Origin of the sequence: Rhodothermus bifroesti (assembly GCF_017908595.1) — a bacterium.
Lineage (GTDB): Bacteria > Bacteroidota > Rhodothermia > Rhodothermales > Rhodothermaceae > Rhodothermus > Rhodothermus bifroesti.
In genome coordinates, this window is record NZ_JAGKTL010000001.1 from 622,904 (window position 1) to 649,078 (window position 26,175).

Below are 26,175 nucleotides of genomic sequence, written 5' to 3' on the forward strand. Positions count from 1 at the left end.
CTAGCTACAGCTAAAATAAACCCCCTATGTCGAGACGATTGAAACGCTCTGGTTGAAGAAGCGCTAACAAAAAACCCGGTCTCCCGAGGAGACCGGGCAGCACATCCGCAAGTTGGCTACTTAGGGTACTTGTAGATTGGTACCGTAGGCCGCATTGATGGCGGCTGCGGCTTCCTGGGCGATCAGTCGGTGCGCAGCACTGCTGGGGTGTACGCCGTCGAGGCTAAAGTACGGCCCAAAGGGTTCGCTGGAGGTAACGTTGGGGAAGATAGGGACTTGTCCCTGAGCGCGCAGTTCGCTAAGACGGACATTAGGATCTAGATAAGCCCATCCCAGTCGGCCAGCTTGCTGCTGAATAAAGCTGTTGTACTGTTGCACAGTTTGTATAATCACCGCTGTTTCTTCGGGTGAAAGCAGGCGCGGATCGTTGACGCAGTCTAGCGTAACGCTTTGTCCGCGGGCTGCTTGGGCGAGCAGGGTCCCAAAACCATAAGAAAACGGAACCAAAGCAGTGGCACCGGTGGTAGCGCAGTTTTCTGCTACCTGGAAGGTTGGCGGAAAGGCGCCGGCTTGCTTTGCTTGGGCATAGGCAATTCCGGGCGAGAAATGCGGGATGACGGTCACGTTAGCCACCCCGATGAGCAGCCCGCCTTGCACGCCCATTGCCTGAAGCTCACTGAGCATTTGCGTGTAGCGTTGCTGAAAATGATTTACCGGCGTGATCAGGCTGGTAGTGCCGGCAAGCGCTGCTCCGAGCACATCGTTGTTCCCGATCCATACCGAGACAAACGTGGGCCGGGCTTGAGCAGCTGCCTCCAGCTGCGTGCGTCCACCCAAAAGCAGCAGCGTGAGTGTGTTGGCTGAAGTGCCTTCTCCAAGATTGGTCAGCACGTCAAGTACCTTAGCGCCGGGGACAGCTACGTTGTTGAGGATGCGGGGTGGAGGCGTTTGGCGGTAAGCACAAAAGTCACTCGGCAGCCCACCCAAGCGTTGGCCTGTGAGTACGTTGGTTAAGGGAGGAGGGCAACCAGGGTCGCGCAGGAGGGGAAGGTTAAATGGTGTGCCCATCGCTTGAGCCAGCAGTACAGGATAGGCTTGCTGCTGGAGTGTGGCGTTGATGCCGCCGGATTGATATCCAGCGGTAATGCTATTGCCAATGGCTACGTACCGGGCAAAGAGAGCGCCCCCAGTAGGCTCAGGGGGGAGCAAGGCTTCGTCACGGCATCCCAGTGTGAAAAGCAGCACGCCGAGCGTGCTCCATTGCAATGCCCGTACCCAAAAGGTTACAAAAGGGTGCATCATGGCAGTGTTTATGGCTAAACGTTACAGGGCAACACTTACAGAAATCGAAGCCACGTGGCCAGAGAGCCGGTACAGACCGCTGTTGAGCGCTGTAGAAGGTTCCATCCCTGGAGCCGGGTCGACCACGCGGCCGCGCCGATCATCCTGCCGCACGTACTGGTAGGCTATGTCAAGCATCACGCCTGACCCCAGCTTCCAGCCCATACCCAGCGTAAGGTGATTGCGGTTGGACTCGGGAAGCAGCGGGGTGACCGTTTTCGAAGGGGCTGCGTGTTGACTGTAGCTGTATCCCATACGCACTTCCATCACGTCGCTGGTCTGAAGGGCTAAACCCACGCGCACCGTGCTGGTATTGCGGTAATCCTGGATGCGAACGATCGGTGTACCGTTTTGCGGACGAATCTCTAGCCGATCAAAACGTGACCACTCGGTCCATTGGTAATCAAGCAGCAAGGTTACGCCAGGCCAAACTTCCCAACCCAAACCCGCAGCCAGCTGGGCAGGGAGTGTAAGTTCGGTTTTGGCCTCGCGATCGGCTAGGGGTCCGTTAGGCGCAAAAATGCCCAAGCTTGCCAGAATGACGTCGAGGGGTGTACCAGCAGGAATTTGCTGCCCCCCCAGGCTTACGGCAGCCGGAATAACCAGGCCCGTCGACAGTGGACTAAAGCGAATGTGTCCTGTGTAGCTTAGCTTAACCGGCGTTAGGTAGCGCAACCCAAAATGCAGCTGATCTGTCACGCGCAGACGCATGCCCAAATGCGCTCCTAAGCCATAAGCCTCTTGGCTTTCCAGCTTGGCATTGGCAAAGGCTGTTCCCGCAGGAATGCCCAATGCCCCAAAAGGAACATTAGGAAGCGCTTGCTGCTGCGCCAAGTCCAATTGGTGCCAAAGACTTACTGTACTGATGGTCAGAAGGGGACCAACGCCAAGCTGCAAACGATTGCCCCAGGCATAGGCCAGGGTAGGTTGAACGTAGACGGCTTGCAGCCGGGTGCGATAGCCCACAAAACTCCCTTCGAATTGACGAGGCCAGCGGGTCTCTAGACCGTAAGGCCCATAAATGCCCAGGCCTACAGCCCATGAGGTGTTTACCCGTGCTCCAGCAAAGAGATGCGGAAGCAGCATCGGACGGGTTTCCATATGGGTTTCCCGCTGGGTGTAGTCGTCGGTAAACCCCCCTCGGATAAAATGCAACGTGGCCCCAGAAGTCACCACCAACTGAGAAATTTCAGCTATTCCTGCTGGATTGGTCGCCAAAGCTGAGCCGTCGCTGCAAGGCAACGCGACCCCTGTTCCCCCACGACCTAAGGTGCAGGTGCCTGCAGGGTTGAGATTGAAACCTTGGCCCCAGGCTGGCACGCTAAGCAGGACTCCAAGCCATACGGTTAGGAAGCGCTTCCTGGCGCTAAACGATGCATACCCTAGGCGCATAGTGCATGACGGGAGAAAGTGAACGATTGTTTATTGTCTGCCTAACAATAATAATTTCCCGCAAAGAATTCAAAGCCTATGAGCCGAACAGTGTAATTGCTGAGGCTTTTGGTTGGGAGCCAAAGGTTGGCTGTGCTCGTTGGAAGCGTCTTTGAGCAAAAGTGGGTGTTGGCTTGCAGGCTATGCGTATTGGGTTGGTATACGATCTTTTTGAGGACTATCCTTGGGAGGCAGGCGATCCGGCGGATGCCGATGCCGAAAATGAACCACCGGAGACGATAGATGTGCTGGTGGCGGCCATTCGAAGGTTGGGTCATACGCCCGTGCGCATCGGGACTGCTTATGACCTGTTGGTCGAATTGCCCGACTTGCGTATCGATTGTGGTTTGAGCATTGCCGAAGGCACGCGCGGTCGTATGCGTGAGGCTTATGCAGCCACACTTTTTGAACTGGCCGGCATCCCTTACCTTGGGTCTGACCCCCTCACGCTCTCACTGAGTCTCGACAAAGCGTGGACCAAAGATCTGGTGGCTGCAGCCGGTGTTCCCACACCACCGTATCGGGTCTACACCGGTCCTGAAGCCATCAACCCCGAGGATCTGCCAGGTCCGTTCCCGCTTTTTGTGAAGCCGCGATATGAAGGCTCTTCGAAAGGCATTGTGGCCTCCAGCAAGGTCTACACGCTCGAGGCTCTTCAGGCACAGGTTGCGCGGGTGACCGCTGCCTATCGCCAGGAAGTAATTGTCGAGCCTTTCATCGAAGGCGGCGAATTTACAGTAGCGGTGATCGGCAATGCACCCCCTGAGCCGCTTCCTGTTTTACAACGGGCTGTCGATGCAGCAACTGGGATTGGCCTGCATGCGCTAGAGCACCGGGGGATCAGGCCGGTTGCGCCTCTTCAACCGGCGCCTTATGTGCCGCTGACGGATGAACTAGAGACCCAGCTGCAGGCGCTTGCGGTGCGCGTTTACGAAAAGCTGCAATGTCGTGATTTTGCCCGACTGGATTTTCGCGTGGATCGGGAGGGGCAGCCCTGGTTCTTGGAAATCAATCCGCTTCCCACGTTTGCCCCTGATGGAACGTTTGCCATTATAGCGGAATTGATGCATCGTCCGTACGTAGACTTTCTGGCCGAAGTGCTGCAGCGTGGATTGCGGCGCTTAAAGCTTGCCTGAGGGGAGGACAATGCGCCACGACCAACAACGGCCTCTGGATCATTCCCATCCACAATGGCGGGACTGGCGCTGGCAAATGCGCCACCGTATCCATTCGGTAGACACACTGGCCCAGTGGATCCAGCTCACCGATGCCGAACGTCAGGCGATCGAGGCAACGCAAGGTATCTTTCGGTGGAACATTACGCCCTACTACGCCAGCCTTATGGATCCAGAGGACCCCAACTGTCCCATTCGGCGACAAGTCGTGCCGCGCCTGGAGGAACTGGCGCCAGACCTCATCGATAGCCTGGATCCCCTGGAAGAAGTGGCACATTCGCCCGTTAAAAACCTAATCCACAACTATCGGGATCGGGTGGCTTTTTGCGTAACCAGCGAGTGCGCAATCTACTGCCGCTACTGCTTACGCAAGCGCATGGTTGGCGATGCGGCCTTTATGATGCGCAAAGCGGAACTGGAAGCTGCGATCAGTTACATTGCTGCCCATCCCGAAATCCGGGACGTGCTGCTAACGGGCGGCGATCCGCTAACGCTAAGCGAAGCGCACCTGGCCTGGATTCTTGAGCGGCTGCGGGCCATTCCGCATGTCGAGATTATCCGTATCGGTACGCGTATGCCGGTTAAGTTGCCCTATCGCATTACGCCCGAACTTTGCGCTTTGCTAGAGCGCTTCCATCCCCTATGGATTAACACGCATTTTAATCACCCAAAGGAACTGACCCCTGATGCAGCAGAAGCCGTGGATCGGTTGCTTCGGGCCGGGATCCCCGTAGGTAATCAAACGGTGCTGCTACGCGGCATTAACGACGACATCGATACGATGAAAGCACTCTGCGAAGGGCTTGTCCGAATACGGGTGCGGCCCTACTATCTGTATCAGGCGCAACTGATTGGGGGAACAGCGCACTTCCGCACGCCCATTGAAACAGGCATGGCCCTGATGCGCGCATTGCAAGGGAATACAACCGGATTTGCGATTCCCAAATATGTGCTCGATACCCCTTATGGCAAGGTGCCTTTGGACGGAACCTATGTCAAGGGACGTTCAGGGGACTACGTCATCGTCGAAACACCACGGGGCGTGTTGTGGGCTGAACCTAATCCCATCCCCCCTGGAGAAACCCTATCTTTTCGGTTGCCTGAAATCCCATGGCCTGAAGGTGTAGCTACGTTACCGCTGGCAACAAGTTGACTTTGCCCGATGGCCGGAATAGATTGCTACATTTGTAGTGCTCGGTATCACGTTGTATGTCTTCAGCGGGTGGACGTGTTTCCATGATGCAAACGATGCTCTGGCTGCTTTCTATGGTGAAAATACTCTTAGGCTTTGTGTTAGAAAAGCCTTGGCTGTATGCAGCTGGAGCTGTTTTGCTGCTTATTTTGCTGGCGCTTGCGCTAAGCAGCTGGTTGCGACGACATCGAAAAAAAGCGCCTGTGTTTGTGCCCCCTCCTCCTCCGCCGCCAACTTCGCCTGAAGAGGAGCTGAGAAGCTTGGGTATTTTGGAGATTCGTCCTCGGCCCCGCACTGCCGTAAATGCCCCTCGCGAGACGGAGTCCCCACCATCGCCACCTTCCCCAAAACCAGCGTCTGCTCCGCTTGAAGCGCCACCGGTACCGTTGACGGGCGTTGTTGAGCGTGATCCCGTGCTTACCCCATTGCTAGAGTCCTTGCGCGCTGCACTGGAAGCACAAACAGTGGCTTTGCTGGTTCAGGAGGACGTAGCCTTAGAATACCGAATTTTAGCCATAAGCTCAACCGTTTCTTCAGTAAGGCAGGCGGGGACTTTCCGTAGCTCGGTGCCCTTGTTGGTACCAACCATGGTTGAGCGCTCGGTTACGGTGCGCGAGATGACCCCTGAGCTTTACAAAGCGTTGGGCTATTATGGTGAAACACCTCCCAAAGTGGCCGAGCTGGCTTTGGCGCCGGTCCCCTATAGCCGCGAAGGGGCTTTGTATTTCCTGGTAGCTGATGCAGATGCGTCCGGACGTTTTGATCAACTCTTGGCGCATACCTTGCTTGTGGAATTTGGGCAGCTTTTGGTTGCCTTGTTGGAAGGCCGGCGAGCGGGGGTGTCAGAGGCACTTGCTGCACAGCGGCCGCGCCGTGAAATCATTGCTGAAGAGATGGAATGGGCACGGCGCGAGGGCAAACCACTAGCTCTAGCCCTGGTTCACCTAAACCGAGCCGACGCCGTAGCCGCTGAAGGTCCCGCCGTATTGGCTGCCGCTGAAAAGGCACTCAAAGCAGCATTGTACGAGAGTGCCCCAGATCAACGGATTGAGCGTTTTGGAGAGCTGATCTATGGGGTGTTTTACCGAGCACCTGTACCTGAAGTTGAAGCTTGGGCTGCACGGTTGCAATCCAAACTAGCTCAGTCCGGCGGATGGCTCGAAGGCGGCGTGAGCATTGGGGTAGCGGTTTTGCAAGACCGTCACCAGACGCCTGATCAGTTTCGGGCAGATGCCACCGAGGCGCTTCGTGAAGCTTATGAGAGCGGGAGCTGTACGATTTTGGAATAAACAGCAGATCGCGATCGTGCTAATCTATGTCTCGTCTAAAGCAGCTCGTTCGACTTTGGGGACGTGCCCAAGAAGGCGATCGATGGCTAGCCGACCCCAGACCTAAAGAGAGTTTTTGGCGTCGCCTTTCTCCACCTCAACTGTTTGTGGGGTCGTTTCTGCTGCTCATTTTGCTTGGGACGATAGGGCTTAAGACGTTACCCGGGCTTTACACCGGTACGCCACTATCTTGGCTGGATGCCTTGTTTACAGCTACCAGTGCGGTTTGTGTAACAGGCCTTACTGTTGTCGATACCGCCACCTACTTTACCCCGTGGGGACAAGCCTTTATTCTCCTCCTGATTCAACTAGGCGGGCTGGGCATTATTACGTTCACTACGGTGCTCATCGTGGCGCTGGGACGGCGGCTTTCCCTACGGCAGCAAGCATTGGCCGTTAGTGTAGCCGAAGCAGCTCCGCATGTCGATTACCGCCAGCTGGCCCGCGATGTGGTACGCTTTACGTTTTTGATCGAAGCCATTGGGGCATTGTTACTGTACCTAGGTTTTGGGCTCAAGCTGGGTTGGGAGGCCGCCCTATGGCCTGCCGTGTTTCATGCCATCAGTGCATTTTGCAATGCCGGCTTTTCAGTGTTCTCCGATTCCCTCACGGGGTTTCGTACCGATCCGCTCGTCCTTGTGCCGGTGATGCTACTCATTGTAGCTGGAGGCCTTGGCTTTCTAACCCTGGAGGAATTGTATCTGTGGCGCAAATCTATCCGAGTGCGTCGGCGCTTTCGGCTTTCTTTGCACTCTCGCTTGGTTTTGGTCACAACTGCTGCACTGCTCGCTATTGGGAGCGTTTTTTTTGTGGTCTTTGAATGGCATGTAACCTTGAGAGCCCTCCCTTTGGAGGCTAAGTTGCTTAACAGCCTTTTTATGAGTGTTACGGCGCGCACCGCTGGCTTCAATACCATAGACTACGGTCAAGCAACTGAACAGACCAACGTTTTAACCATTTTACTGATGTTTGTGGGCGGCTCTCCAGGCTCTACGGCAGGTGGTGTAAAGACGACCACGCTAGCCTTGCTGGTTTTGCTGGCCTTGTCGCGTTTGCGGGGACAAGAGATCCCAAGCTGTTGGAGCCGTTCGGTGCCGCATGAAGTGGTGCAGCGGGCTGTAGGGCTGTTTGTAGTGGCTGTGGCTGTGCTGATGCTGGCGAGCTTTGCCCTTACTGCCAGCGAGATCGAGCATGGCGTATCGGCGCCCGGCGGATTCCTAAAATATCTTTTTGAGGCCTACAGTGCTTTTGGAACCGTAGGCCTTTCGATGGGCGTCACGCCGTCGCTGACGCCTACAGGACGTTGGATTATTATCCTGTTGATGTTCATTGGTCGTGTAGGTCCACTAACGTTTGCCGCTGCGCTGGTCGTTCGGCGCCGGCGCACGCCTCAGTTTCGTTATGCTTACGAAGACGTGGTGGTTGGATAAATGCCATGAAACGCTTTGTTGTTATTGGGCTCGGTAACTTTGGGGCAAGCGTAGCCGAAGCCCTCTATGCCGAAGGCCATGAAGTGCTGGCTATCGACCTGAACGAACGCGCCGTAGACCGCATTGCCCCCCATGTAACCCGTGCGGTTGTCTGTGATGCACGAGATCTGGAAACGCTCGAGCGTTTGGGCGTGCGTGAAGTAGACGTGGGGATTATCTCTACAGGCGATGATATTACCGCTAGTGTGCTTTCGACGCTAGTGTTGCGGGACTTGGGCGTTGGTGAGATCTACGTCAAAGTGATCTCGCGCGATCACGCCCGTGTCATGAACCGGCTCGGCGTTACAGAAACGATCTTCCCCGAACGGGAATCGGCCCTAAACTTGGCTAGCCGGCTTTCAGGTCGTGCATTGCTGAATTATTTTCGCATTGGTACAGGCTTTGGCATTCAAGAAATGGCTGTCCCTGACGAATGGGAGGGCAAATCACTCCGCGAGCTTCAATTGCGCCAGCACTATGGCCTTTCGGTGGTCGCACTGCGCGATGTGCTCAGCGACCACATCCAGATTCCCCCGGACCCCGATGTGCCGCTACGCGATACCGATACCTTGTTTGTCGCAGGGAAAGAAGAAGATCTGGAACGTGTAGCCCGATTGAAGTAGTAGTGTTGCTGCTGGGCTTGTTGGCCAATCCAGCTGCAGCGCAGTGTTTTAATCTCCTTGGTGGAGGGTTAGGCGGAAGCCACTGGAAAGTAGCCGAAACACCCCATCTACGCGTGGTCTATCCTTCCCATCTGGAAACATTAGCCGACCAGGTTGCTGCAATAGCCGAAGCTAGCCACGCCGCCTTGGGTTCTTGGTTTGGACGGTCGCTTGTGGGCAAACCCCGACTCTACCTCTCCGACGCTGATGACATTACTAACGGACTGGCTGTGCCATTGGGTAAAGGCTACAGCTGCATCTGGGTGTACGGAAACGATCCCTTATTGTGGACAGGCAAGACGCCTTGGCTTTGGCGCGTAGTGCCGCACGAACTGGCTCACCTGTTTCACTATCAGGCCATACGTGAGCAGCCGTTCTGGCTGCAGCAGTTCCTTGCGCGTCCTTTGCCTAGGTTCTGGACAGAAGGCTTGGCCCAGTACACGACAGAAGTTTGGGATGCGCAGCGCGGCGAGCAGTGGCTGCGCACAGCCGTGCTTGAGGATGCGCTGAGCTACACAGACGGCCGTTCTCGCTGGAATGGCCGTCTCCTTTATGCCGTGGGCCATGCCCAAACGCGTTACCTTGCGTGGAAGCTGGGCGACTCAACGTTGGTGCACCTTCTGCGCCACCGCACGCGACAGCTGGGCTTTTTGAAGGTGCACGATTTTTATAAAGCTTTCCAAGCTGCTACGGGGAAGCCCTACGCTGCCTTTGAAGAGGAATGGCGCCGCCACGTCAACGTGTATTACAACACGTTGGCCAGCCAAATGGAAACTGCCGATTCGCTTCAAGGCGAGCGGCTGCAGTTGCCGCTGGCTTACATTGACGACGTAGCCATAAGCCCAGAAACGGCGCACTGGGCGATCCTGGGTATGCCTTCGATGCGCCGTCCACTAACCGCACTCTACGTCGGTCCAAGTGCTCAAGGCCCTTGGCGACGCATAGCTGAAGGAGACATTCGACCTCCCGTGGCCTGGAGCCCCGATGGACGTTGGTTAGCATTTGCCCGCCGCGTACGGGCTCCAGAAGGGGGACTGGTCTACGACTTGTTTCTGGTGCGCGCCGATGGTCAGCAGCTCCGGCGCCTGACCTACGGGTGGCGTGCGGTTGCCCCTGCATTCTCTCCAGAGGGACGCCAAATTGCCTTTGTCGCTTATCGTGAAGGCCGCGCTGGGCTTTATCAGATCGATCTCGATAGTAGAGCTATAACGCCGCTTTACCGTTTTCAAGAGCCTGTTCAAATTGGCACGCTGCGCTGGCATCCAAATGGGCGGCGGCTGCTTTTTGATCGCTTCGTCGAAGGTCAGCGCCGTGATTTGGCTGAACTAGACCTGGAAACCCAAAGCCTGCACATCTACACCGACGGCACGCACGACGATCGCATACCCGTCTGGAGCCCTGACGGACGCCGCGTTGCGTTTACTTCGCTTCGGGATGGGGTTCCCAATGCATTTGTGCTCGACCCGGCAGCGGGCACTGCTTCTCGCATCACCTATCTCGTAACCGGTGCACGCGTGCTGGCCTGGCTACCTGCTACCTCTACTTTCCCGGAAGGCCAGTTGGTTTTGGCCGTCGTGCAGTCGAAAGCCGCAGAACACGTTTATTTGGTGGATGCACGCCGTCGCGTACGTGAGCCATGGGTTCAAATCCCGGCACCCTATGCGGCCTGGACGGCTGAAGGATCTTTAAGCCAACGTCTTTTGGAGGCAGCACCCGACACGCTACCTATAGTGCGGCGCTATGCTTATCGATCTTGGGCGCAACTTACGCCGGCAGCGTCGCTAGTAGCTCCCTACTACTTAGGTCCGTTGAACGCGGGCGTAGGTGGCTTTACGGTTTGGCTAGAGCCTTTAGGCTATCATACCCTAGCAGCAGGAGGGTTGCTTTCAATCACAGCGCCGCGCTACAGTTTAGGCATGCTAAGCTACGCTGGCCAGCGTTCAACTGGCACGCTTGGGATAACCCTCTATCGCCTGCCAGGCCCTGCTGTACGCTACTCCAACGGTACGTATGTCGAGCTGCAGTCGGGTGGAGAGGTGGCCTGGTTTCGGCGGCTGGCAAGCCCACCCTATGGCGAAAGCCACCTTATGGTGCGTTTGCGTTATCGGGACCGACGGGCTTGGGGGCCATCGCATCCCGCGCGCCTTGCTGGTCCCTTACCCCCACCTGTTGAGGCGCAACAAGCCGATTTGACGCTTAGGCTGCAGCATACGCGTCAACGTCCCTATCGCTACAACGCGGTACATCCGCTCGATGGTGCAGGGGTGCGCCTTTGGCTGCTCGGTGCATCCCCAGTGCTGGGTGCCGACGTGCAGTTCGTGCGGCTTGACGTTGCGGCCTATCGGCTTTGGCCAAGTTGGGCCACACATCGACTTTTTGCCTACTTGCGCCTGCAGGCCCAGAGTGGACGCAGTCTACCCCAAGATTATGTAGGGCTTTCCCCGACCGACGAATTGCACCTACGCCTTCCCGGGCCGATACCTACGCTGCTCTTGCCTACCCCTCATGAGCGCGTCCGCGGTTTCCGGCAACTTATTGCGGGGTCTCTGGTCGTTTTTGGATCCCTTGAACACCGGAGCCTGCTGCTGCAGGATGCAGCCACCCAGCTTTTGGGAAGCTTACGCTTAGGCGCTACCGCCTTGGCATTGTTTGTCGACGGTGCCCTTGTTCGTGGCCAGACCCTTACGAAGCGCCTAGGCGCAGGGGTAGAGCTGAAAAACGCCCTCCACCTAGGGATGGTTAATCTCACCCATGCCCTGGGCCTAGCCTATCCTTTCTCCCAGCGAAAAGGAGACGTTACCCCCGAGCTTTACTACCGCGTGCGCGCCAGCGTGCCGTTTTAGGCGGTTTTCAGCAGCTTAACCGACGTGAATCTGCAATTCTTCACGCCGGTGCTTTTGGCGCAACTTGCGGAGCGCTTTCTCTTTGATTTGCCGCACGCGCTCGCGGGTTAGCCCAAAGCGCTGGCCAATTTCTTCGAGCGTCAGCGGATGCTCCCGGCCGATGCCAAAGTAGAGTCGGATAATTTCAGCCTCGCGCGGGTGCAGTGTGGCTAAGGTGCGTTCAATGTCAATCTTGAGCGACTCCTCCATAAGCCCTTCATCGGGAGCCGTATCTTCCTCGTTGGGAAGCACGTCCAGAAGGCTGTTATCGTCTTCTTCGTTAAAGGGAGCGTCCATCGAGAGGTGTCGCCCAGTGTGCTGCAAAGCTTCGCGCACCTTTTCGACGTCGACGTTAAGCTCGTCGGCCAGTTCTTCAATATTAGGGGTGCGTTCGTATTCTTGAGCTAGACGAGCGCTGATTTTGCGAATTTTCGAGATGGTGCCAATGCGGTTGAGCGGCAAGCGCACCACGCGGCTTTGCTCAGCCAGCGCTTGCAAAATAGCCTGCCGGATCCACCAAACAGCATAAGAAATAAACTTGAATCCTCGCGTTTCATCAAAGCGCTGGGCCGCCTTAATCAGGCCATAATTGCCTTCGTTGATCAAGTCGGCCAGGCTTAGACCTTGTCCTTGGTACTTTTTCGCAACGGAGACGACAAACCGCAGGTTGGCACGGGTAAGTCTGTGGAGTGCTTCTTCATCCCCTTGTTTAATGCGCCGTGCCAGTTCGACCTCCTCTTCAGGCGTCAATAAAGGAATGCGCCCGATTTCTTGGAGGTACTGATCCAGCATGCGTTGCTGGCGCGGGACGTACATAGCCCTTCTCCTACGTTTGGTGACAGGTCTCTACGAGTGGCCGGTTGGTGGAAGGTGGAACGCACATGGTCTAAAACGCCAAGCGCTTACCGCAACAAGCCTTCCTTCACGCAGGCGTTTCTTGCTTGTTCCCAATGCATTGTGATCGTGCTGGTTGCGCAAAGCGCCTATCCTTATGCAGAAGAATTCGGGAAGGTTTCCGCAGAAGTTGCCCAACGTTGGCTTTGCGCCAAAAGCGCATCGGCCAAACTCCGGTCTGGCTGCATGCGCGGCACTTTCGTTTGGCCGCTGAGCCGGGAGCGGTGTTGGCGGAGCCAGCTGTAAAATGCGCCTGGGGGCAGGGCGACCACCTCAGGCAGGGCAAAGGCGCCAGCTTCGCGGCGAATCTGGTAATGTCGATTAACGCGCTGCAGGTAGGTATCGATGCATCGGGCGAAATCGGCAAGCTGCTGGGGGGGATGTTCAAATTCGATAAGCCACTGGTGCGTGGGCGGCTGATTGCGGGTGGCGGGCTTGGGAGCAATGTGGTAGGTGCGCACGCGGGCTTGGGTTTGGCGGCACGCTTCTTCTAGGGCCGCTTGGGCTTCTTCACCAAAGACCGCTTCGCCGTAGAGGTCTAGCATCTCGCTTGTTCTTCCAGCAACCAAGAGCTTCGGGGGGCGGGTTTGCGTAAAGCGCACCACGTCCCGCACGCTGTAGCTCCACAGTCCGCTACAGGTAGTCACGTAAAGCGCATACCGTACACCGGGCTCAAGGGTAGCCACCGTATGGCGGGGCGGATTTGTGGTATGCAGCGCATCGATGGGGACAAATTCGTAAAAAATACCGTTATCCAGATGAAGGAGCAGGGCTGGATCGTCATTTGACGACTGAAACGCAAAAAAGCCCTCCGAAGCCCCATAGGTTTCGACAAAATCAAGCGTCGGTAGGCCCACGTACTCCTCGATCAGCGTGCGGTAGGAGCTTAGGGCTACACCTCCTGAGATGAACACTTGCAGGTGGGGCCAGAGCGCTCCAATGGTTGTAGCTGGCCGACCTTGGCGCCGGGCTTCCTCCAGGAGCATCGAAAAAAGCACCAAGGCCCAGGTAGGGGCCATAACGACGAGACGTACATCTTGGGTTACTGCGCGTGCTGCAATAGCACGCAGCTTGGCTTCCCAGTTTGGATGCTGCAGGAGCTGCTCTGGTACAGCTTGATACCCCCAGCGGAGGTACCATGGAGCATGAAGGAAGACCAGCGCGCTGATTTCGCCCACCCAAGTGCCCGGATGTTGGGCATCTTCGTCGACACGACCCGGCAGCGAAAGATGGCGCCCCCGTAGAAAAGCGCCTCTTTGGGATTGTATCAAATAGTGCAGGCCCACGCTAAGGCTAAAGCGGCGGTTAGCCCAAAGCATTTCTCGGCTCACGGGAAGGAGCGTTCCGGAAGAAGCCGTGCCACTAGAAACGGCAAAGTAGCGTATGCGTCCAGGCCAGCAAATATCGGTCATTCCTTGTCGCATGCGCTCTACGTCGGCACGCAGATCAGCGTAGGTGTGGAGCGGCACGCGTTCCTGATAGGCACGCACTACGTCGCGAGCCCGGGCTAGCTCAGCAAATCCGTAGCGCTGGCCCCATTCGGTGTGTGCTGCGCGCTGCAGCAAGCGTCGCAGCACCCGCTCTTGGGTGCCCACCGGATCGTGCATAAAACGCCGAATCCGGCGTAGTAAAGGTAAGAACGCAAGAAGGCGATACGGCAACATTTAAAACCAAGCGGCTGGAACGTTAAGCTGGGTTCCTGCGAAAAAAGTTACGCGCGTCGCGCTACGCCACGCTATATTTCAAGTTCCTCCTCTCAAAGCGCTGACTTATGGAGCAATCCCAAGCTTTTGCGCCCGAAAGGTTTGTGCTCAACTGTCGGGGACGGGTGCTCGACTGCAGGCCTGGTTTGCCGAACGGGGCACACGTGATGGGTATCCTCAACGTGACGCCTGACTCGTTCTGGGATGGAGGGCGCTACCAAACCCTCGATGCGGCGTTACGCCGGGCCGAGGTCATGCTGGCAGAAGGTGCCGCTATTATCGACGTAGGGGGTGAATCGACCCGACCTAGAGGCCGCATCTATGGCCAGGGTGCTGCGCCGGTATCGGTCGACGAAGAACGACGCCGTGTGCTGCCGGTCATCGAAGCCCTTGCGCAACGCTTTCCAGAAGCGCTGATCTCGGTGGATACCTACAAGCCCCAAGTTGCCCAAGAAGCGCTGGAAGCCGGGGCGCATCTCATTAATGACCAAACAGGACTTCGCTTGTATCCTGAAATGGCTGAAGTGGCTGCGCGCTACGGTGCCCCACTGATCTTGATGCACGCCATTGGTCGACCAGGAGAGATGCCCCATGAAGTAACCTATGCCGATGTAGTGGCTGACGTGCGGGCGTCGCTGGCCGAGTCGGTTGCACGAGCCCGGGCTCGAGGCGTTGCCCAGGTAGTACTTGATCCGGGTTTTGGTTTTGGGAAAACCGTTGCCGAAAACCTACGTCTGGTCAATAACCTGGATGCCCTCCTAGCGCTAGGTTATCCAGTAATGGTGGGCATTTCACGTAAAAGCACCATTGGCCAGGTCTTAGGCTCTCTTGAGCACCCTGTACCTCCTGCAGAGCGACTTTATGGGACCTTAGGCGTAACCGCTGTAGCGGTACTCCGTGGCGCCACGTTGGTACGGGCACACGACGTACGTCCCACGGTTGAGATGCTGCGACTGCTGGCGGCCACACTAGCCCAGCCGCGAAGCACTTTTGCCACAGCCACCTGAAACTCTGCCTGTACCGTGACACTCGTTCACTGGATCATCCCGATTCGCCTGGTCGACTTGTTGGAAATCGGCCTGGTGGCCTATGTGCTCTACAAGCTCTACCAGCTTATGCGCGGTACGCTAGCCGTGCAAATTTTTTTGGGCATCATGGCTATTTACTTGCTACAAGTGATTGTGGCCGCGCTCGACATGACCATGCTGCGCCGGTTTTTTGGCGCCTTAAGCGAGGTAGCCGCTTTGGCCGTTATTATTTTGTTTCAACCTGAAATTCGACGACTGCTGGTGATGGTGGCCCAGACACCTTTTTTGCGACGCTTTGTGGCGACCCCAGTGCGAGAAGAGGTGATCAGCGAAGTGTGTGCAGCTGTGTCGGAAATGAGTCGCTTGCGCATTGGGGCACTGATTGCCTTTGAGCGTTCGGCGGGTCTGCGCCACTATATTGAAACCGGAACAACGCTAAACGCTCAGGTCTCGCGAGAACTGCTCTTGACCATTTTTTATGACAAAAATCCGTTGCACGACGGGGCTGTCATCATCCGCAACCAGGTGATTGCTGCAGCACGTTGTATTTTGCCGGTATCGACCAGCTTAAAGCTCAGTCCACATCTAGGTTTGCGTCACCGGGCTGCAGTAGGGCTGACGGAGCAGACCGACGCGTTTGTGGTTGTGGTTTCTGAGGAAAGTGGAACCATTTCGGTAGCCCAACAGGGGGAGCTGATTTCTAACCTGACGGCCGCAGAGCTGCGTACGTATTTGCAGGAAGCCCTGGTTGCTCGACCGGCTATTGACGAAGAAACGGCAAAGGACTTACCCTCTTGATGGAAGACGACCGCACGTTTCAGCGTCGCCGCCTGCGTTTGGTGGAGATGCTGCGGGAAAAAGGGATTCAAGACGAGCGGGTACTGGCTGCGATTGCGACAGTGCCGCGCCATTTGTTTGTAGAGCCTGCTTTACGTGCACGGGCTTACGAGGATGTAGCGCTGCCGATTGGGATGAAGCAGACAATCTCTCAGCCGTTTACGGTGGCCTATCAAACCCAACTGCTGGAGGTGCAACCGGGCGATCGGGTATTGGAGATTGGTACCGGAAGCGGCTATCAGGCAGCGGTGCTATGCGTGCTGGGGGCCCGGGTGTTTACCATTGAGCGGCATCGCATGCTGCTGGAGCGGGCCGTAGAACGCCTAGAAGCTTTGGGGTTTCGCGTAACGGCACGTCATGGTGACGGCAGTTTGGGCTGGCCCGCTTTTGCTCCTTTTGATGGCATTGTGGTTACAGCTGGCGCTGCGCACGTCCCAAAGGCCCTATGCGAACAACTGCGTTTGCCAGAAGCAGCACGTCCGGGTGGCCGACTGGTCATTCCCGTGGGTGACGCCCGGCACCAAGTGATGATGCGCGTGCGGCGTACCGGCTTTGACAGCTTCGCAACAGAGACCCTGCATTCATTCCGCTTTGTGCCGCTCATCAGTGAAAAAGATCGAGGCCTTGAGCCTCAACTGCCCAGCGAGGACTGAAGGGCCGCACGTACGGCTTGAAGCGGCAGCTCGTGTCCCGTCCACCATTTGTAGGCTGCAGCAGCCTGGGCCAGAAGCATCTCTAGTCCCCCAATCGTTGTGGCTCCGCGGGCTGCTGCTTCGCGCAGCAAGCGCGTGCGCAGGGGATTATAGATCAAGTCGTAGACGAGCTGGCCTTCGTGAAAGTCTGTGGCATGAGGCCAAGGGGTTTCCTGGTCGTGTGGATGCATGCCCACAGGCGTCGCATTAACCACCAGGTGGGCTGTGCGCACCGCAGCCCCAGCCGCTGCAAACGGGACAACACGCAGCACATGCCGTGTGTCGTAGGCAGCCATATCGGTGGCCAAGGTTTCGCCACGTTTGGGGTTGCGCGCAAGGAGTGTAAGTCGGGCAGGGTGCACATGGGTCAACAGGGCATAGACCACCGCTCGTGCTGCTCCACCTGCTCCGAGAATTACAACCTCGCTATTTTCCAGTGAAGGCAAAAAAGGCTTAAGCGGGGCCAGAAAACCTGCCACATCGGTGTTTTCACCGACAAGCTCTGTTTTCCCCTGGGCATTAGGCAGGCAGAGGATCGTGTTCACAGCACCCACAGCCTTAGCCCCTGGCGTGCACCGGTCTAAAAGCGGCAGCACCGCCTCTTTGTGCGGGATGGTAACGTTTGCGCCAGCAAATCCCAGGGCGCGCAATCCAGCTACAGCTTCAGCCAACGCCTGGGGCGGGACGCGACAGGCCAAGTAGACGTAGCTCAGTCCCTGAACCCGAAAGCCCGTGTTGTGGATCAGTGGCGAAAAGGAGTGGGCTACCGGATCGCCCAGCAACGCTATGGGGCGCGTACTTGCATCGATCAAGACGTGCGTGGCGGAAATCATCTTGAACGCTCACTTACCGTGTTGACCGCTGAAGCCATCCTTCAGCCTGGCGATACGCAATCCATCCCGTTCCACCAAAAATAACCGCGTAGAGTACAGGATCGAGCATTCGGCCTACAATCAGCGCAAAAATCAAGTGTGTTACCCCGGCTCCTAGGCCACCAAATATCACAAAGACAAGCGTGTAAACCACCCATTGCCAAAGTTTTTGCACGAGCACGGCCATAGCTGGGTTGCGTTAGGTTGCTGCGTAGGTTAAGCATACGCAAGCTTGAGGCATCGTGCAAGCTGCTGTGGGTATTACCACGCCATTTCTAAGCCCATATCCCAAAAAGCCACTTCCAGACGGGTGGCTTGGCGGAAGGTTTCGACCAACGCTGGAAAGCGCGCTTCTGTTAGGCGGCGAGCAGCCAAGCGATCCAGATGTATAATGGCGTTGCGAGCCACCTGCTGGTAGGCTTCGCCCGCATAGGTTTCAATCCACTCTCGGTAGGGATTCTGCGAAAGGTCTTCGGCAAATTGTTGGTGCAGGGTGCGACCAATTTCAGCATAGCCCACAATGCAGGGTGCTAAGGCCACCTGCAGATCGAGCACATCGCCTGAAAAACCGCGTTCAAGTACGTAGCGGGTATAAGCTAAGTTGGCACGGGCCTCAGGTGCTGCCTCTAGCTCGGCTTCTGAAAGGCCCCAACGAGTGCAGTAGCGGACGTGCAGACGCATTTCATCCTCGAGCAAAGCCGAAATCGTTGTCGCTGCCAGACGCATGTCCTCCAGTGCATCTGCCTTGACAAGAGCCAAAGCCCATGCCCGAGCAAAATGGATCAGGAACCGGTAGTCCTGAATCAGATAATGCCGAAACGCTGCCTCGGGCAACGTGCCCCGTCCCAGTTGCTGCACAAAGGCATGCTGCGTATAGGCCAGCCAGTCTTCAGCTATCGCCTGCCGCAACCTGGCAAACAGGCTGTTGGGCGGGGCTAGAGGAAAGTCTGGAAGCGAAACCGCTGGGTTCATAGCACTCAGGATTTTGAGGAAACAGCTTAAAGGCGGTATACTGCTAGGTAAGTAAAACAGCAATGTAATAACATGGAGCCTTGTGGGATCCACTTACAAGCAGTCGATACAGTACGCTGGCTGGCCCCCGCGTTTTCTAGGTATTTTCCGGAGCTGATCATTGGGTTTAGTTTGCGTCATGGGGGCGTCAGCCCTGCACCGTTTGCCACACTGAATCTGGGGCTAAGCACCGGCGATCGTCCAGAGCATGTGTTGGAGAACCGTCGCCGCTTGGCTGAAGCTGTGGGGTTTGACGCTGGCCAGCTAGCCTTGGCTGGGCAAGTGCATGGTGCAGAGGTCTGCATTGTGGATCATCCTGGCCTGCATCCTGGCTACGATGGCTTGGTTACGCGACAGGCCGGGTTGGTGTTGGGTATTACGGCAGCCGATTGTGCAGCAGTGCTGTTTTATGAACCCGAGCGACGCCTGTTGGGTGCTTGTCATGCCGGCTGGCGGGGCACCGTAAGCGGTGTTGTTGAAAGAACGCTCAAAGCATTACAGGCCTTGGGGGCTCGTCCAGAAGCGCTATGGGTGTACGTTAGTCCCTGCATTGGTCCAGATTCCTTCGAGGTAGGTCCCGAAGTTGCCGCTTATTTTGAGCCGGAAGTGGTTTTCCAGCCTCCAGGGCACCCGCGGCCGCACGTTAATCTTCCTGGCGCGCTGGTCCGTCGGCTGCAGCAAGCAGGGGTGCCGAAGCAGCAGATCACCGTTGCTCCCTGCGACACCGCCCGTCAAACGCAAGATTTCTTTTCCTACCGTGCCGAGCGAGGCCAGACCGGACGCATGCTGGGGTTTATTGGCCTGCGACCTGAATGACCTAGGGCGCTTCGGGTGTAGGCAAGACCCGAATTACAATCCGCCGGTTGAGGCGGCGGCCTTCGGCGGTGTCGTTTGGACCAATAGGGCGCGTTGGGCCGTAGGAGACCACTTCAAAGCGCTCTGCCGCAAAGCCGCGGACCTCGATCAGGTAGCGGGCTACGGCAGCAGCCCGGGCTGCCGCTAACTCCCAGTTGCTGGGGTAGCGTTCCTGAAGACGTGCGCCAACAGGCATGCTGTCGGCATACCCTTCAACGCGAATCGGGCGGTTGGGAAAGCGCTGCAGTTGCGCCGCAACCTGGTCAAGCCGCTGCTTGCCGGCCTCGGTAAGCGTAGCACTGGCTGCAGCAAACAAATCGTCGACCAGCTCGGTAGCCACACGCACGCCCCCTTCCTGGCAAAGGGCCAGTGCGTAGCGTAGCCGGTTTAGCGTCTCGCGTAAGGAGCGCATATCTTGGTCATAGCGGCCCGAATCGATATAGTCGTAAAATGCCAGCGAGTCGTGCAGCGCACGAAGGGAGTCTTGAAGCTGCGTGATCTGGGCAGCTTGCTGCTCAACGAGCATGCGCTGCGAAGCGCATCCCACCAAGCAGAAGCTTAAAAGTCCCCAAAAGCAGTTAAGGCTGCGCATGGCGGGCAACTAAGGTAGCTGAAGACTGAGCTGTGGGCATAAGAATGAGCTCCAGCACGTTCACATGGGGCGGCCGCGTAGCACACCAAACAACGGCTTCAGCCACGTCGGCTGGTGTAAGGGGCTGGATGCCTTCGTAAACCTGGGCAGCGCGCTGAACGTCTCCGCCAAAACGGACAACGCTAAACTCAGTCTCGCCTACCATCCCTGGGTCGACGCTCGAAACGCGGATTGGCGTGCCGTGCAAATCCTGTTTGAGCCCACGCGTAATGGCGGCTACCGCATGCTTTGTGGCGCAATAGACCGTTCCCCCGCGATAGACTTCGTGCCCAGCCGTAGATCCAATATTGATAATATGGCCGCGTCCGCGCGAGAGCATTCCTGGCAGCACAGCACGCGTGACGTAAAGTAGCCCTTTAACGTTGGTGTCGACCATCTGGTCAATGTCTTCAATGGTGTTTGCATAGGCAGGATCAAGCCCCAGTGCTAGCCCAGCATTGTTGACCAGAATGTCGATTGCCTGCCAGCGTGCGGGTAGCTCGGCAATGGCCTGATTTACCGCTGCCGCGTGGCGTAGGTCTAGCGCAAAAACGTGCACTTCTGCCTGAAACGTGCGGCGTAGCCGGTCGGCCAGCGCATGCAGCCGGTCCAGCCGACGGGCACACAAAAGCACCCGAGCGCCTCGTCGGGCGAATGCTTCAGCACACGCTGCCCCAATCCCAGAGGAAGCACCAGTGATCAACACGATGCGTTCGCGAAGCTCCATAAAGTCTCCATGTAAACAACACCTCTAAAGTAACAAGCCAAAAGCATCCTTGCCTGAAACCCATGCTCTACGTGGCTATTCTATGTCTTATCTTGCTGAAAGAAAAGATGGGCAAAGGTTTTATGCAGCGGCTGCTTTTGCTAGTGCCTTGGGTTATGCTCAGTGTGCTGTCCCAAGCGCAGCCGCTTCAATCGATTACCGGGCAAGCCATTCGCTGCGAAGCCGGCAAGGCTGGGGTTTTTCCCTGTCAAAACACGACGCTGCTTTCGTTTCTTTCTCTGGCTGCTTTAGATGGTGATTTTACCCAAGATGAAGCCACAACAGTTGAAGCCAACGACATCTGGGGCTGGCTAGACCCAGAGACCCATCGGCGCTACGCTTTGATAGGATTGAGCAATGGCGTTTCGGTGGTAGACGTAACCGATCCCGTATGGCCTGTGGTGGTGGCCTTTCTTCCTGAGCCTGTGCAAGCTCACGCCCACAAGAAGCCTCCAGCGGGCTTAGCCCACGAAGGGAAAAAAGCTAGCGCCTGGCGGGATATCAAAACCTACGGTCCCTACGCGCTTGTCGTAAGTGACAACAACCCAGGCCATGGGCTTCAGGTGTTTGATTTACGCCAGCTTCGGGAGCTTTCATCGGTCCCAGCCCACTTAGCCCCGATAGCACACTACCATGGGTTTGGCACAGCCCATAACGTCGTGGTCAATGAAGCTACCGGCTTTGCCTATGCGGTTGGCGTGCGCGAGCATCCCGACACGCTGGCCCATTGCGATCTGGGCTATCATGCTGTAGACCTACGCGACCCTGCGCATCCCCAATTTGCTGGATGTTTTAAGTCTTCCTTAGGCATTAACGGCCAGGGCTATACGCACGATGCGCAATGCCTCGTCTATCGTGGTCCAGATCTCGACTATCAGGGGCGGGAAATCTGCATTGGCTCCGATGAGACAGGTATTGCCATTTTAGACGTGACCGACAAAACCAGCGTGCGCGAAATTGCAACGGCTACTTACCCTGATGTGGCTTACACCCACCAAGGATGGTTTGATGAAGCGCAACGCTACTTTTACGTCAACGACGAGCTGGACGAGCTGCGCGGGAAGGTGCCTCATACACGCACCCTGATTTTTGACCTCTTGGATTTAGACTCCCCTCAACTGGCTGGAGCATATTTCGCCACAACGAGCGCAATTGACCACAATCTTTTCGTGCGAGGCGATCGGCTCTACCAGGCCAATTATACGGTTGGGCTGCGTGTGCTGGACATTTCAGATCGGGTGCACCCCGTGGAAGTAGCTTTTTTCGATACGTATCCCCAAAGTGATTCCGCTAAGTTTGCTGGCGCTTGGGGCGTTTATCCTTTTTTACCCGGTGGAATCCTACTGGTAAGCAGTATTGGAGAAGGGTTATTTGTGGTGCAGTTGGACGAACTTGCTGCGCAACGCCCCGCGCCTGCGACTTTACGTGAGCCCGGTCTGTCGCCAGCTGCACCCCATCCGTTTCGACACCAGACGCAGCTTGAGCTTCACGTGGACCGGCCTCAAACGGTACGGGTGGTTGTGCAAGATTTGCTGGGACGCGTGGTGCAAACGGTGTTTTGGGGCACTGCCTATCCTGATCATCCCCTGCAGCTTACTGTAGAAGGGGCAGCGTTGGCTGCAGGATGGTACATGGTTTGGGCTACAGGAGAAACGTTTGCCGCTTGGCGTCCGATTCTCCGGGTGCCTTAACTTATAGAAGCGCCGAAGACGTCTGGCGCCGCCGCAACTCCCAGCGGCTGAGTACGCCTACAAAAGCCAGTCCTGCGAGCGCCAGAAGCACCACGCTGACGATTGGGTCAGCAGCCGTGGGCAACAGCAGCTGCCGCTTATCATCCAGCCAAGGCCAGATTGCCCGCAATGAACCCGCCATGAGGCCCACCAGCACGGCCATGGTGGCATCATGCCAGTGATGCAGCAGGTATCGAAGCAGGCGGACAAACAAGCCTAGACCCGTCGCCATCCCGGCAACAAAAGCCAGCAAGTAGGGCCAATTGCGCTGCGTTAATGCAAGGAGCGTAGGCTCATAAAAACCCAAAACGAGAAGCAAAAAAGCGCCGCTGACGCCAGGCAGAATCATAGCACAGATGGCGATGGCGGCTGCTCCAAACACTTGCCATAAGGCCGGATCGGGGACCACACGTGGTGGAAGACCCACGAGGATAAAAGCGGTTATGGCGCCTAGAAGGGCAAAGAGCATTTCGCGCCAGGAACGCCGCCGAAGTCGAAGCCAAGGCAGAACCAGTGAGCCCGCGATTAGACCAAAAAATAGGCCGCGCAGGTGCACGGGATAGTGCGCCAACAGATGTAAAATCAGCGAGGCCGCACTCAAAATAGCGGTGGCAATGCCTCCAATGAGCGGGAGTAAAAACGTCCAAGGAATAGCCCGAAACGCTCGTAGTGCTTCTGGACCGCGGCCACGCAGCAAAACCACGACAGCCTGAAAAACCTGATGGATGGCCTCAACCAGCTTTTCATAGATGCCAACCACCAGGGCCATCGTACCCCCACTGACCCCAGGAATGACATCAGCAGCGCCCATAAGTAGGCCCGAAAAGAAATAGCGTACTACCGCCCTTACCTGAAAAGCCATATTCTGTGTAGGCGTTTAGCCATCTAAACCAAGCTGGCGCCGGATGGAAGCATCCCGGTAAAATTCAGGCAGCTCATCCTTTGCCGAAGGATCCAGCCGCAGTGCCATTTTGAGCGAGCGGATCCCCTCTTCAGAACGCCCCAAGGCCAACAAGGCGCGGGCTTGGCGAATATAGGCCCTGGCGTCAGGATTCAAGGAAAGGGCTTGACGATAGGCTTCTAAGGCTTCTTCGGTAAGGCCTACTTCGAAAAGCGTTTCGGCGTAATCAAGCCAGGCTTCCCGATTGGTGGGATCTAAGCTTACCACGCGATGATAGGAATGCAACGCAGCTTCTACGCGTCGGGCATTATATTCGCAATCGGCTTTGGCATACCAGAATTCACTGGCCTCTGGCCGCAGGGCCACAGCCCGTTCCAAGCAGGCAACGGCTTCTTCAAAACGTTCCAGGGCATCATAGCAGCATCCTAGGCCATACCAGGCTTCGGCATAGGTAGGATCTTCTTCAAGGGCCTGTTGGAAGTAGGCAATGGCCGTTTCGTACTCCTGGAGCTCCTCGTAAGCTAAAGCAATGTTGTAATAGGTTGCCGGATCGCCCCCCTCGATTTCTAGGACCTTTTCGTAGCTCTCAATGGCGCCGCGCAGGTCCCCTAGATTGGTCAGAGCATTGCCTCGGTTGTAATAGGCAGAAGCAAAGTCGTCCTGAATGGCAATAGCAAAGTCATAGGAGGCCACCGCTTCTTCATAGCGGCCCATACGGTTAAGCACAATGCCGCGGTTATACCAGGCATCGGCCGAATAAGGGTCCAGCGCTAAGTGGCGATCGTAGCAAGCCAAGCTGCGCTCGTCGTCTCCCAGGCGATCGTAGCAGTAGCCTAACTCGTACCAAACCTCCGGATGCTCGGGATTAAGGGCTGCTGCCTGTTCAAAAGCTGCAATGGCCTCTGCTAACCGATCCATTCGTTCCAGCGTGATGCCACGGTTATAGTAGGCCTCTTCGTTAAGGGGATCGAGTTGCAAGGCTTGTTCATAAGCCTCAAGGGCCTCCTCAAAACGCCCCAGGTTATCGAGCGTGATGCCTAGGTTGACGAGCGTTTCTGTATCGACAGGATTGAGCGTCAACGCCTGCTGATAGGCTTGGAGGGCTTCTTCATGCTGCCCAAGATGGCTAAGCAGGATTCCCCGACGCATCCAGGCGTCTGAAGCCGTGGGGTGTAGCTTAAGCAATCGATCGATGACGCCTAAGGCTTCTTCAAAACGTCCTTGCTCATAGTAATACGTGGCAATCTCCTCTAGAGCGTCCGAGTCAAAATAGGCCGACGATCCATAGGCTTCGTAAGCCGCAACAAGCTCTTCAAGCTGATGACGTTCTAAAGCATCGTCGGCATCGTCGAAGCCGAAATCGAAAAAGCTCATAAGGCGCCGCTAGTTGTCAGGGGCAGCAACACAGACCAGCACCTAGGCTGGTCAAGCTATTAAAGCAGATGATTCTAAAATGTTCACCGCTTGCCCGTAAATATTGCTAGTCTAAAGGAAATCGATACAATTTGCAAGAACTTCGTTTCTTTACGCCGTAGTATCGTCTGTGTTGCGGCTAAGCTTAGCAGGGCTTCGTTATGCTGATTAGCTTTGAAGGCATTGATGGCAGTGGGAAAACCACGCAGGCACGGCTGCTTGCGGAGCGTTTGGAAGCTGCAGGCTACCGAACCCTCCTGGTCCGAGAACCGGGCGGCACCGAACTCTCTGAGCGCATTCGAGATCTGCTGCTGGATGCTTCGTTGGACATTGAGCCGTTGGCCGAGCTTTTGCTTTTTGCTGCGGCACGTCGCCAGCTGGTTATGCGCCGTATTCGACCTGCACTGGAAGCCGGCTATATTGTTTTGTGCGATCGTTTTTACGACTCCACAACAGCTTACCAAGGCGGTGGACGTGCGCTTAAGGATCTAGCGTGGCTGCAGAACTTCAACCTGTGGGTGACCGAGAACCTGGTTCCTCATCGAACCTACTGGCTGGATGTGCCGGTTGATGTGGCCCTTGCGCGGCGCGCGCAGCTCTATCCCGACCGCATGGAGCAGGCTGACCCAGCGTTTTACGAACGCGTGCGCAACACGTATGCCCGCCTGGCTCAAGAAGAACCGGAGCGTATTCTGCGTCTGGATGCTACGGCTGAGGTTGCAACCGTACATGCCGAGATTTGGGCCGACGTGCAGCAGCACCTAGCGGCAGGAACCCGTTTCGAGCGTGGCGGTTTTTCCACTGAAAAGTCCTGCTGAAGCCCAAGCGGTTTGCACTCATGTCGATCTCTCCCCGTCAGCTTGAAGAAGTAAAAAATATCTTTCGAGCGTTTCTCAAACAGCGTGGCCAGCGTCAGACGCCTGAGCGTTTTGCCGTCTTGGAAGAGATCTATGCCACAAGCGACCACGTTGACGCGGACGAATTGTATCTGCGGCTGCAGCAAAAAGGCGCACGTGTTAGTCGGGCTACTGTCTACAACACCTTGGAATTGCTTTTGGAATGCGACCTGGTTGTGCGTCATCAGTTCGGAGGGCTTCAAGCAAAGTACGAGCGCGCCTACAGCTATTGGCAGCACGACCACCTCGTTTGCTTAGACTGTGGAGAGTTGTTTGAATTTTGCGACCCCCGCCTGCAGGCCATTCAGGAAATGGTGGCCGACATTTATCAGTTCGATATCCGGCATCACGCCCTCCATTTCTATGGCCACTGTCGCCGGCTCAATTGCCCGAACCGTCCACCAGCAAGTCGGAGCACTGCAGCCCCAGAGGCCGCCAAAAAGAAAGAAACGGCATAACGTATCGC

At 56.5% G+C, this 26,175-nt stretch carries 24 protein-coding genes; 13 read left to right on the forward strand and 11 right to left on the reverse strand.

Annotation, left to right across the window (positions count from 1 at the left end; all coding sequences use genetic code 11):
- Window positions 1-120 precede the first annotated feature (120 nt).
- Both J8E65_RS02630 and J8E65_RS02635 read right to left on the reverse strand, forming a co-directional pair.
- Window positions 121-1,302 carry an SGNH/GDSL hydrolase family protein gene (locus J8E65_RS02630; RefSeq protein WP_210373818.1) on the reverse strand — a complete coding sequence of 394 codons (1,182 nt, stop codon included), beginning with the start codon at window positions 1,300-1,302 and terminating at the stop codon, window positions 121-123.
- Between the two features lie 21 nt (window positions 1,303-1,323).
- The gene (locus J8E65_RS02635; protein WP_210373819.1) at window positions 1,324-2,733 is read right to left on the reverse strand and encodes an OmpP1/FadL family transporter; all 1,410 of its coding nucleotides are present in this window, start codon (window positions 2,731-2,733) and stop codon (window positions 1,324-1,326) included.
- A 182-nt stretch (window positions 2,734-2,915) separates the two neighbouring features.
- Between J8E65_RS02635 and J8E65_RS02640 the strand changes: the two genes are divergently transcribed.
- From J8E65_RS02640 to J8E65_RS02665, 6 genes are all read left to right on the forward strand, one after another.
- Window positions 2,916-3,908, forward strand: coding sequence for a D-alanine--D-alanine ligase family protein (locus tag J8E65_RS02640; protein ID WP_210373820.1), 993 nt, complete (start codon window positions 2,916-2,918; stop codon window positions 3,906-3,908).
- A 10-nt stretch (window positions 3,909-3,918) separates the two neighbouring features.
- Window positions 3,919-5,100, forward strand: coding sequence for a KamA family radical SAM protein (locus J8E65_RS02645; RefSeq protein ID WP_210373821.1), 1,182 nt, complete (start codon window positions 3,919-3,921; stop codon window positions 5,098-5,100).
- 95 nt (window positions 5,101-5,195) lie between these two features.
- Window positions 5,196-6,428: a hypothetical protein gene (locus tag J8E65_RS02650; RefSeq protein WP_237181549.1), complete on the forward strand. Its 1,233-nt coding sequence runs from the start codon at window positions 5,196-5,198 to the stop codon at window positions 6,426-6,428.
- A gap of 26 nt (window positions 6,429-6,454) precedes the next feature.
- Window positions 6,455-7,897, forward strand: coding sequence for a TrkH family potassium uptake protein (locus J8E65_RS02655; RefSeq protein ID WP_210373823.1), 1,443 nt, complete (start codon window positions 6,455-6,457; stop codon window positions 7,895-7,897).
- Between the two features lie 5 nt (window positions 7,898-7,902).
- Complete coding sequence (locus tag J8E65_RS02660; RefSeq protein ID WP_210373824.1) at window positions 7,903-8,559, forward strand: potassium channel family protein; 657 nt, start codon at window positions 7,903-7,905, stop codon at window positions 8,557-8,559.
- Between the two features lie 2 nt (window positions 8,560-8,561).
- Window positions 8,562-11,441, forward strand: coding sequence for a TolB-like translocation protein (locus J8E65_RS02665; RefSeq protein ID WP_279308395.1), 2,880 nt, complete (start codon window positions 8,562-8,564; stop codon window positions 11,439-11,441).
- Window positions 11,442-11,456: 15 nt separating this feature from the next.
- Here J8E65_RS02665 and J8E65_RS02670 read toward each other — a convergent pair whose 3' ends face one another.
- Together J8E65_RS02670 and J8E65_RS02675 are read right to left on the reverse strand one after the other, a co-directional pair.
- Window positions 11,457-12,296, reverse strand: coding sequence for a sigma-70 family RNA polymerase sigma factor (locus J8E65_RS02670; protein WP_210373825.1), 840 nt, complete (start codon window positions 12,294-12,296; stop codon window positions 11,457-11,459).
- 173 nt (window positions 12,297-12,469) lie between these two features.
- Entirely contained in the window at window positions 12,470-14,038 is a 1,569-nt protein-coding gene (locus tag J8E65_RS02675; RefSeq protein ID WP_210373826.1) for a GH3 family acyl-acid amido synthetase, read from the reverse strand.
- Between the two features lie 107 nt (window positions 14,039-14,145).
- Here J8E65_RS02675 and folP point away from each other — a divergent pair, with 107 nt between their 5' ends.
- The 3 genes from folP to J8E65_RS02690 are packed head-to-tail and all read left to right on the forward strand — an operon-like array spanning window position 14,146 to window position 16,595.
- Window positions 14,146-15,084 (forward strand): dihydropteroate synthase, encoded by a 939-nt coding sequence (gene folP, locus J8E65_RS02680; RefSeq protein WP_210373827.1) that lies wholly within the window; start codon window positions 14,146-14,148, stop codon window positions 15,082-15,084.
- A gap of 15 nt (window positions 15,085-15,099) precedes the next feature.
- Window positions 15,100-15,903 carry a diadenylate cyclase CdaA gene (gene cdaA, locus J8E65_RS02685; RefSeq protein WP_210373828.1) on the forward strand — a complete coding sequence of 268 codons (804 nt, stop codon included), beginning with the start codon at window positions 15,100-15,102 and terminating at the stop codon, window positions 15,901-15,903.
- Window positions 15,903-16,595 (forward strand): protein-L-isoaspartate(D-aspartate) O-methyltransferase, encoded by a 693-nt coding sequence (locus J8E65_RS02690; RefSeq protein ID WP_210373829.1) that lies wholly within the window; start codon window positions 15,903-15,905, stop codon window positions 16,593-16,595. Before cdaA ends, J8E65_RS02690 begins: the two co-directional genes overlap by 1 nt.
- Here J8E65_RS02690 and J8E65_RS02695 read toward each other — a convergent pair.
- The 3 genes from J8E65_RS02695 to tenA all read right to left on the reverse strand — a co-directional run bounded on the left by J8E65_RS02695 (window position 16,574) and on the right by tenA (window position 18,478).
- Complete coding sequence (locus tag J8E65_RS02695; RefSeq protein ID WP_210373830.1) at window positions 16,574-17,467, reverse strand: shikimate dehydrogenase; 894 nt, start codon at window positions 17,465-17,467, stop codon at window positions 16,574-16,576. The genes J8E65_RS02690 and J8E65_RS02695 overlap by 22 nt on opposite strands.
- Window positions 17,468-17,480: 13 nt before the next feature.
- Window positions 17,481-17,693 carry a hypothetical protein gene (locus J8E65_RS02700; protein WP_210373831.1) on the reverse strand — a complete coding sequence of 71 codons (213 nt, stop codon included), beginning with the start codon at window positions 17,691-17,693 and terminating at the stop codon, window positions 17,481-17,483.
- Window positions 17,694-17,767: 74 nt separating this feature from the next.
- On the reverse strand, window positions 17,768-18,478 hold the full coding sequence (gene tenA / locus J8E65_RS02705; RefSeq protein ID WP_210373832.1) for a thiaminase II: 711 nt from the start codon (window positions 18,476-18,478) through the stop codon (window positions 17,768-17,770).
- A 72-nt stretch (window positions 18,479-18,550) separates the two neighbouring features.
- On the opposite strand from tenA, the gene pgeF reads away from it, so the two are divergent.
- Window positions 18,551-19,333, forward strand: a complete 783-nt coding sequence (gene pgeF, locus J8E65_RS02710) for a peptidoglycan editing factor PgeF (protein WP_210373833.1) — start codon at window positions 18,551-18,553, stop codon at window positions 19,331-19,333.
- Between the two features lies 1 nt (window position 19,334).
- Here the strand turns inward: pgeF and J8E65_RS02715 are convergent, their stop codons facing one another.
- Both J8E65_RS02715 and J8E65_RS02720 read right to left on the reverse strand, forming a co-directional pair.
- Window positions 19,335-19,919 (reverse strand): OmpA/MotB family protein, encoded by a 585-nt coding sequence (locus J8E65_RS02715; RefSeq protein ID WP_341481735.1) that lies wholly within the window; start codon window positions 19,917-19,919, stop codon window positions 19,335-19,337.
- A 31-nt stretch (window positions 19,920-19,950) separates the two neighbouring features.
- Complete coding sequence (locus J8E65_RS02720; RefSeq protein WP_210373835.1) at window positions 19,951-20,730, reverse strand: SDR family oxidoreductase; 780 nt, start codon at window positions 20,728-20,730, stop codon at window positions 19,951-19,953.
- A 122-nt stretch (window positions 20,731-20,852) separates the two neighbouring features.
- Between J8E65_RS02720 and J8E65_RS02725 the strand changes: the two genes are divergently transcribed.
- Window positions 20,853-22,460, forward strand: coding sequence for a choice-of-anchor B family protein (locus J8E65_RS02725; RefSeq protein WP_237181553.1), 1,608 nt, complete (start codon window positions 20,853-20,855; stop codon window positions 22,458-22,460).
- Window position 22,461: 1 nt separating this feature from the next.
- Here the strand turns inward: J8E65_RS02725 and J8E65_RS02730 are convergent, their stop codons facing one another.
- A complete protein-coding gene (locus J8E65_RS02730) occupies window positions 22,462-23,361 on the reverse strand; it encodes a DUF368 domain-containing protein (protein WP_210373836.1) in 900 nt (299 codons plus the stop codon).
- A gap of 15 nt (window positions 23,362-23,376) precedes the next feature.
- Window positions 23,377-24,774 carry a tetratricopeptide repeat protein gene (locus tag J8E65_RS02735; protein ID WP_210373837.1) on the reverse strand — a complete coding sequence of 466 codons (1,398 nt, stop codon included), beginning with the start codon at window positions 24,772-24,774 and terminating at the stop codon, window positions 23,377-23,379.
- Window positions 24,775-24,974: 200 nt separating this feature from the next.
- Here J8E65_RS02735 and tmk point away from each other — a divergent pair, with 200 nt between their 5' ends.
- Together tmk and J8E65_RS02745 are read left to right on the forward strand one after the other, a co-directional pair.
- Window positions 24,975-25,631 carry a dTMP kinase gene (tmk, locus tag J8E65_RS02740; protein WP_210373838.1) on the forward strand — a complete coding sequence of 219 codons (657 nt, stop codon included), beginning with the start codon at window positions 24,975-24,977 and terminating at the stop codon, window positions 25,629-25,631.
- A gap of 20 nt (window positions 25,632-25,651) precedes the next feature.
- A complete protein-coding gene (locus tag J8E65_RS02745; RefSeq protein ID WP_210373839.1) occupies window positions 25,652-26,167 on the forward strand; it encodes a Fur family transcriptional regulator in 516 nt (171 codons plus the stop codon).
- The last annotated feature ends 8 nt before the right edge of the window (window positions 26,168-26,175 follow it).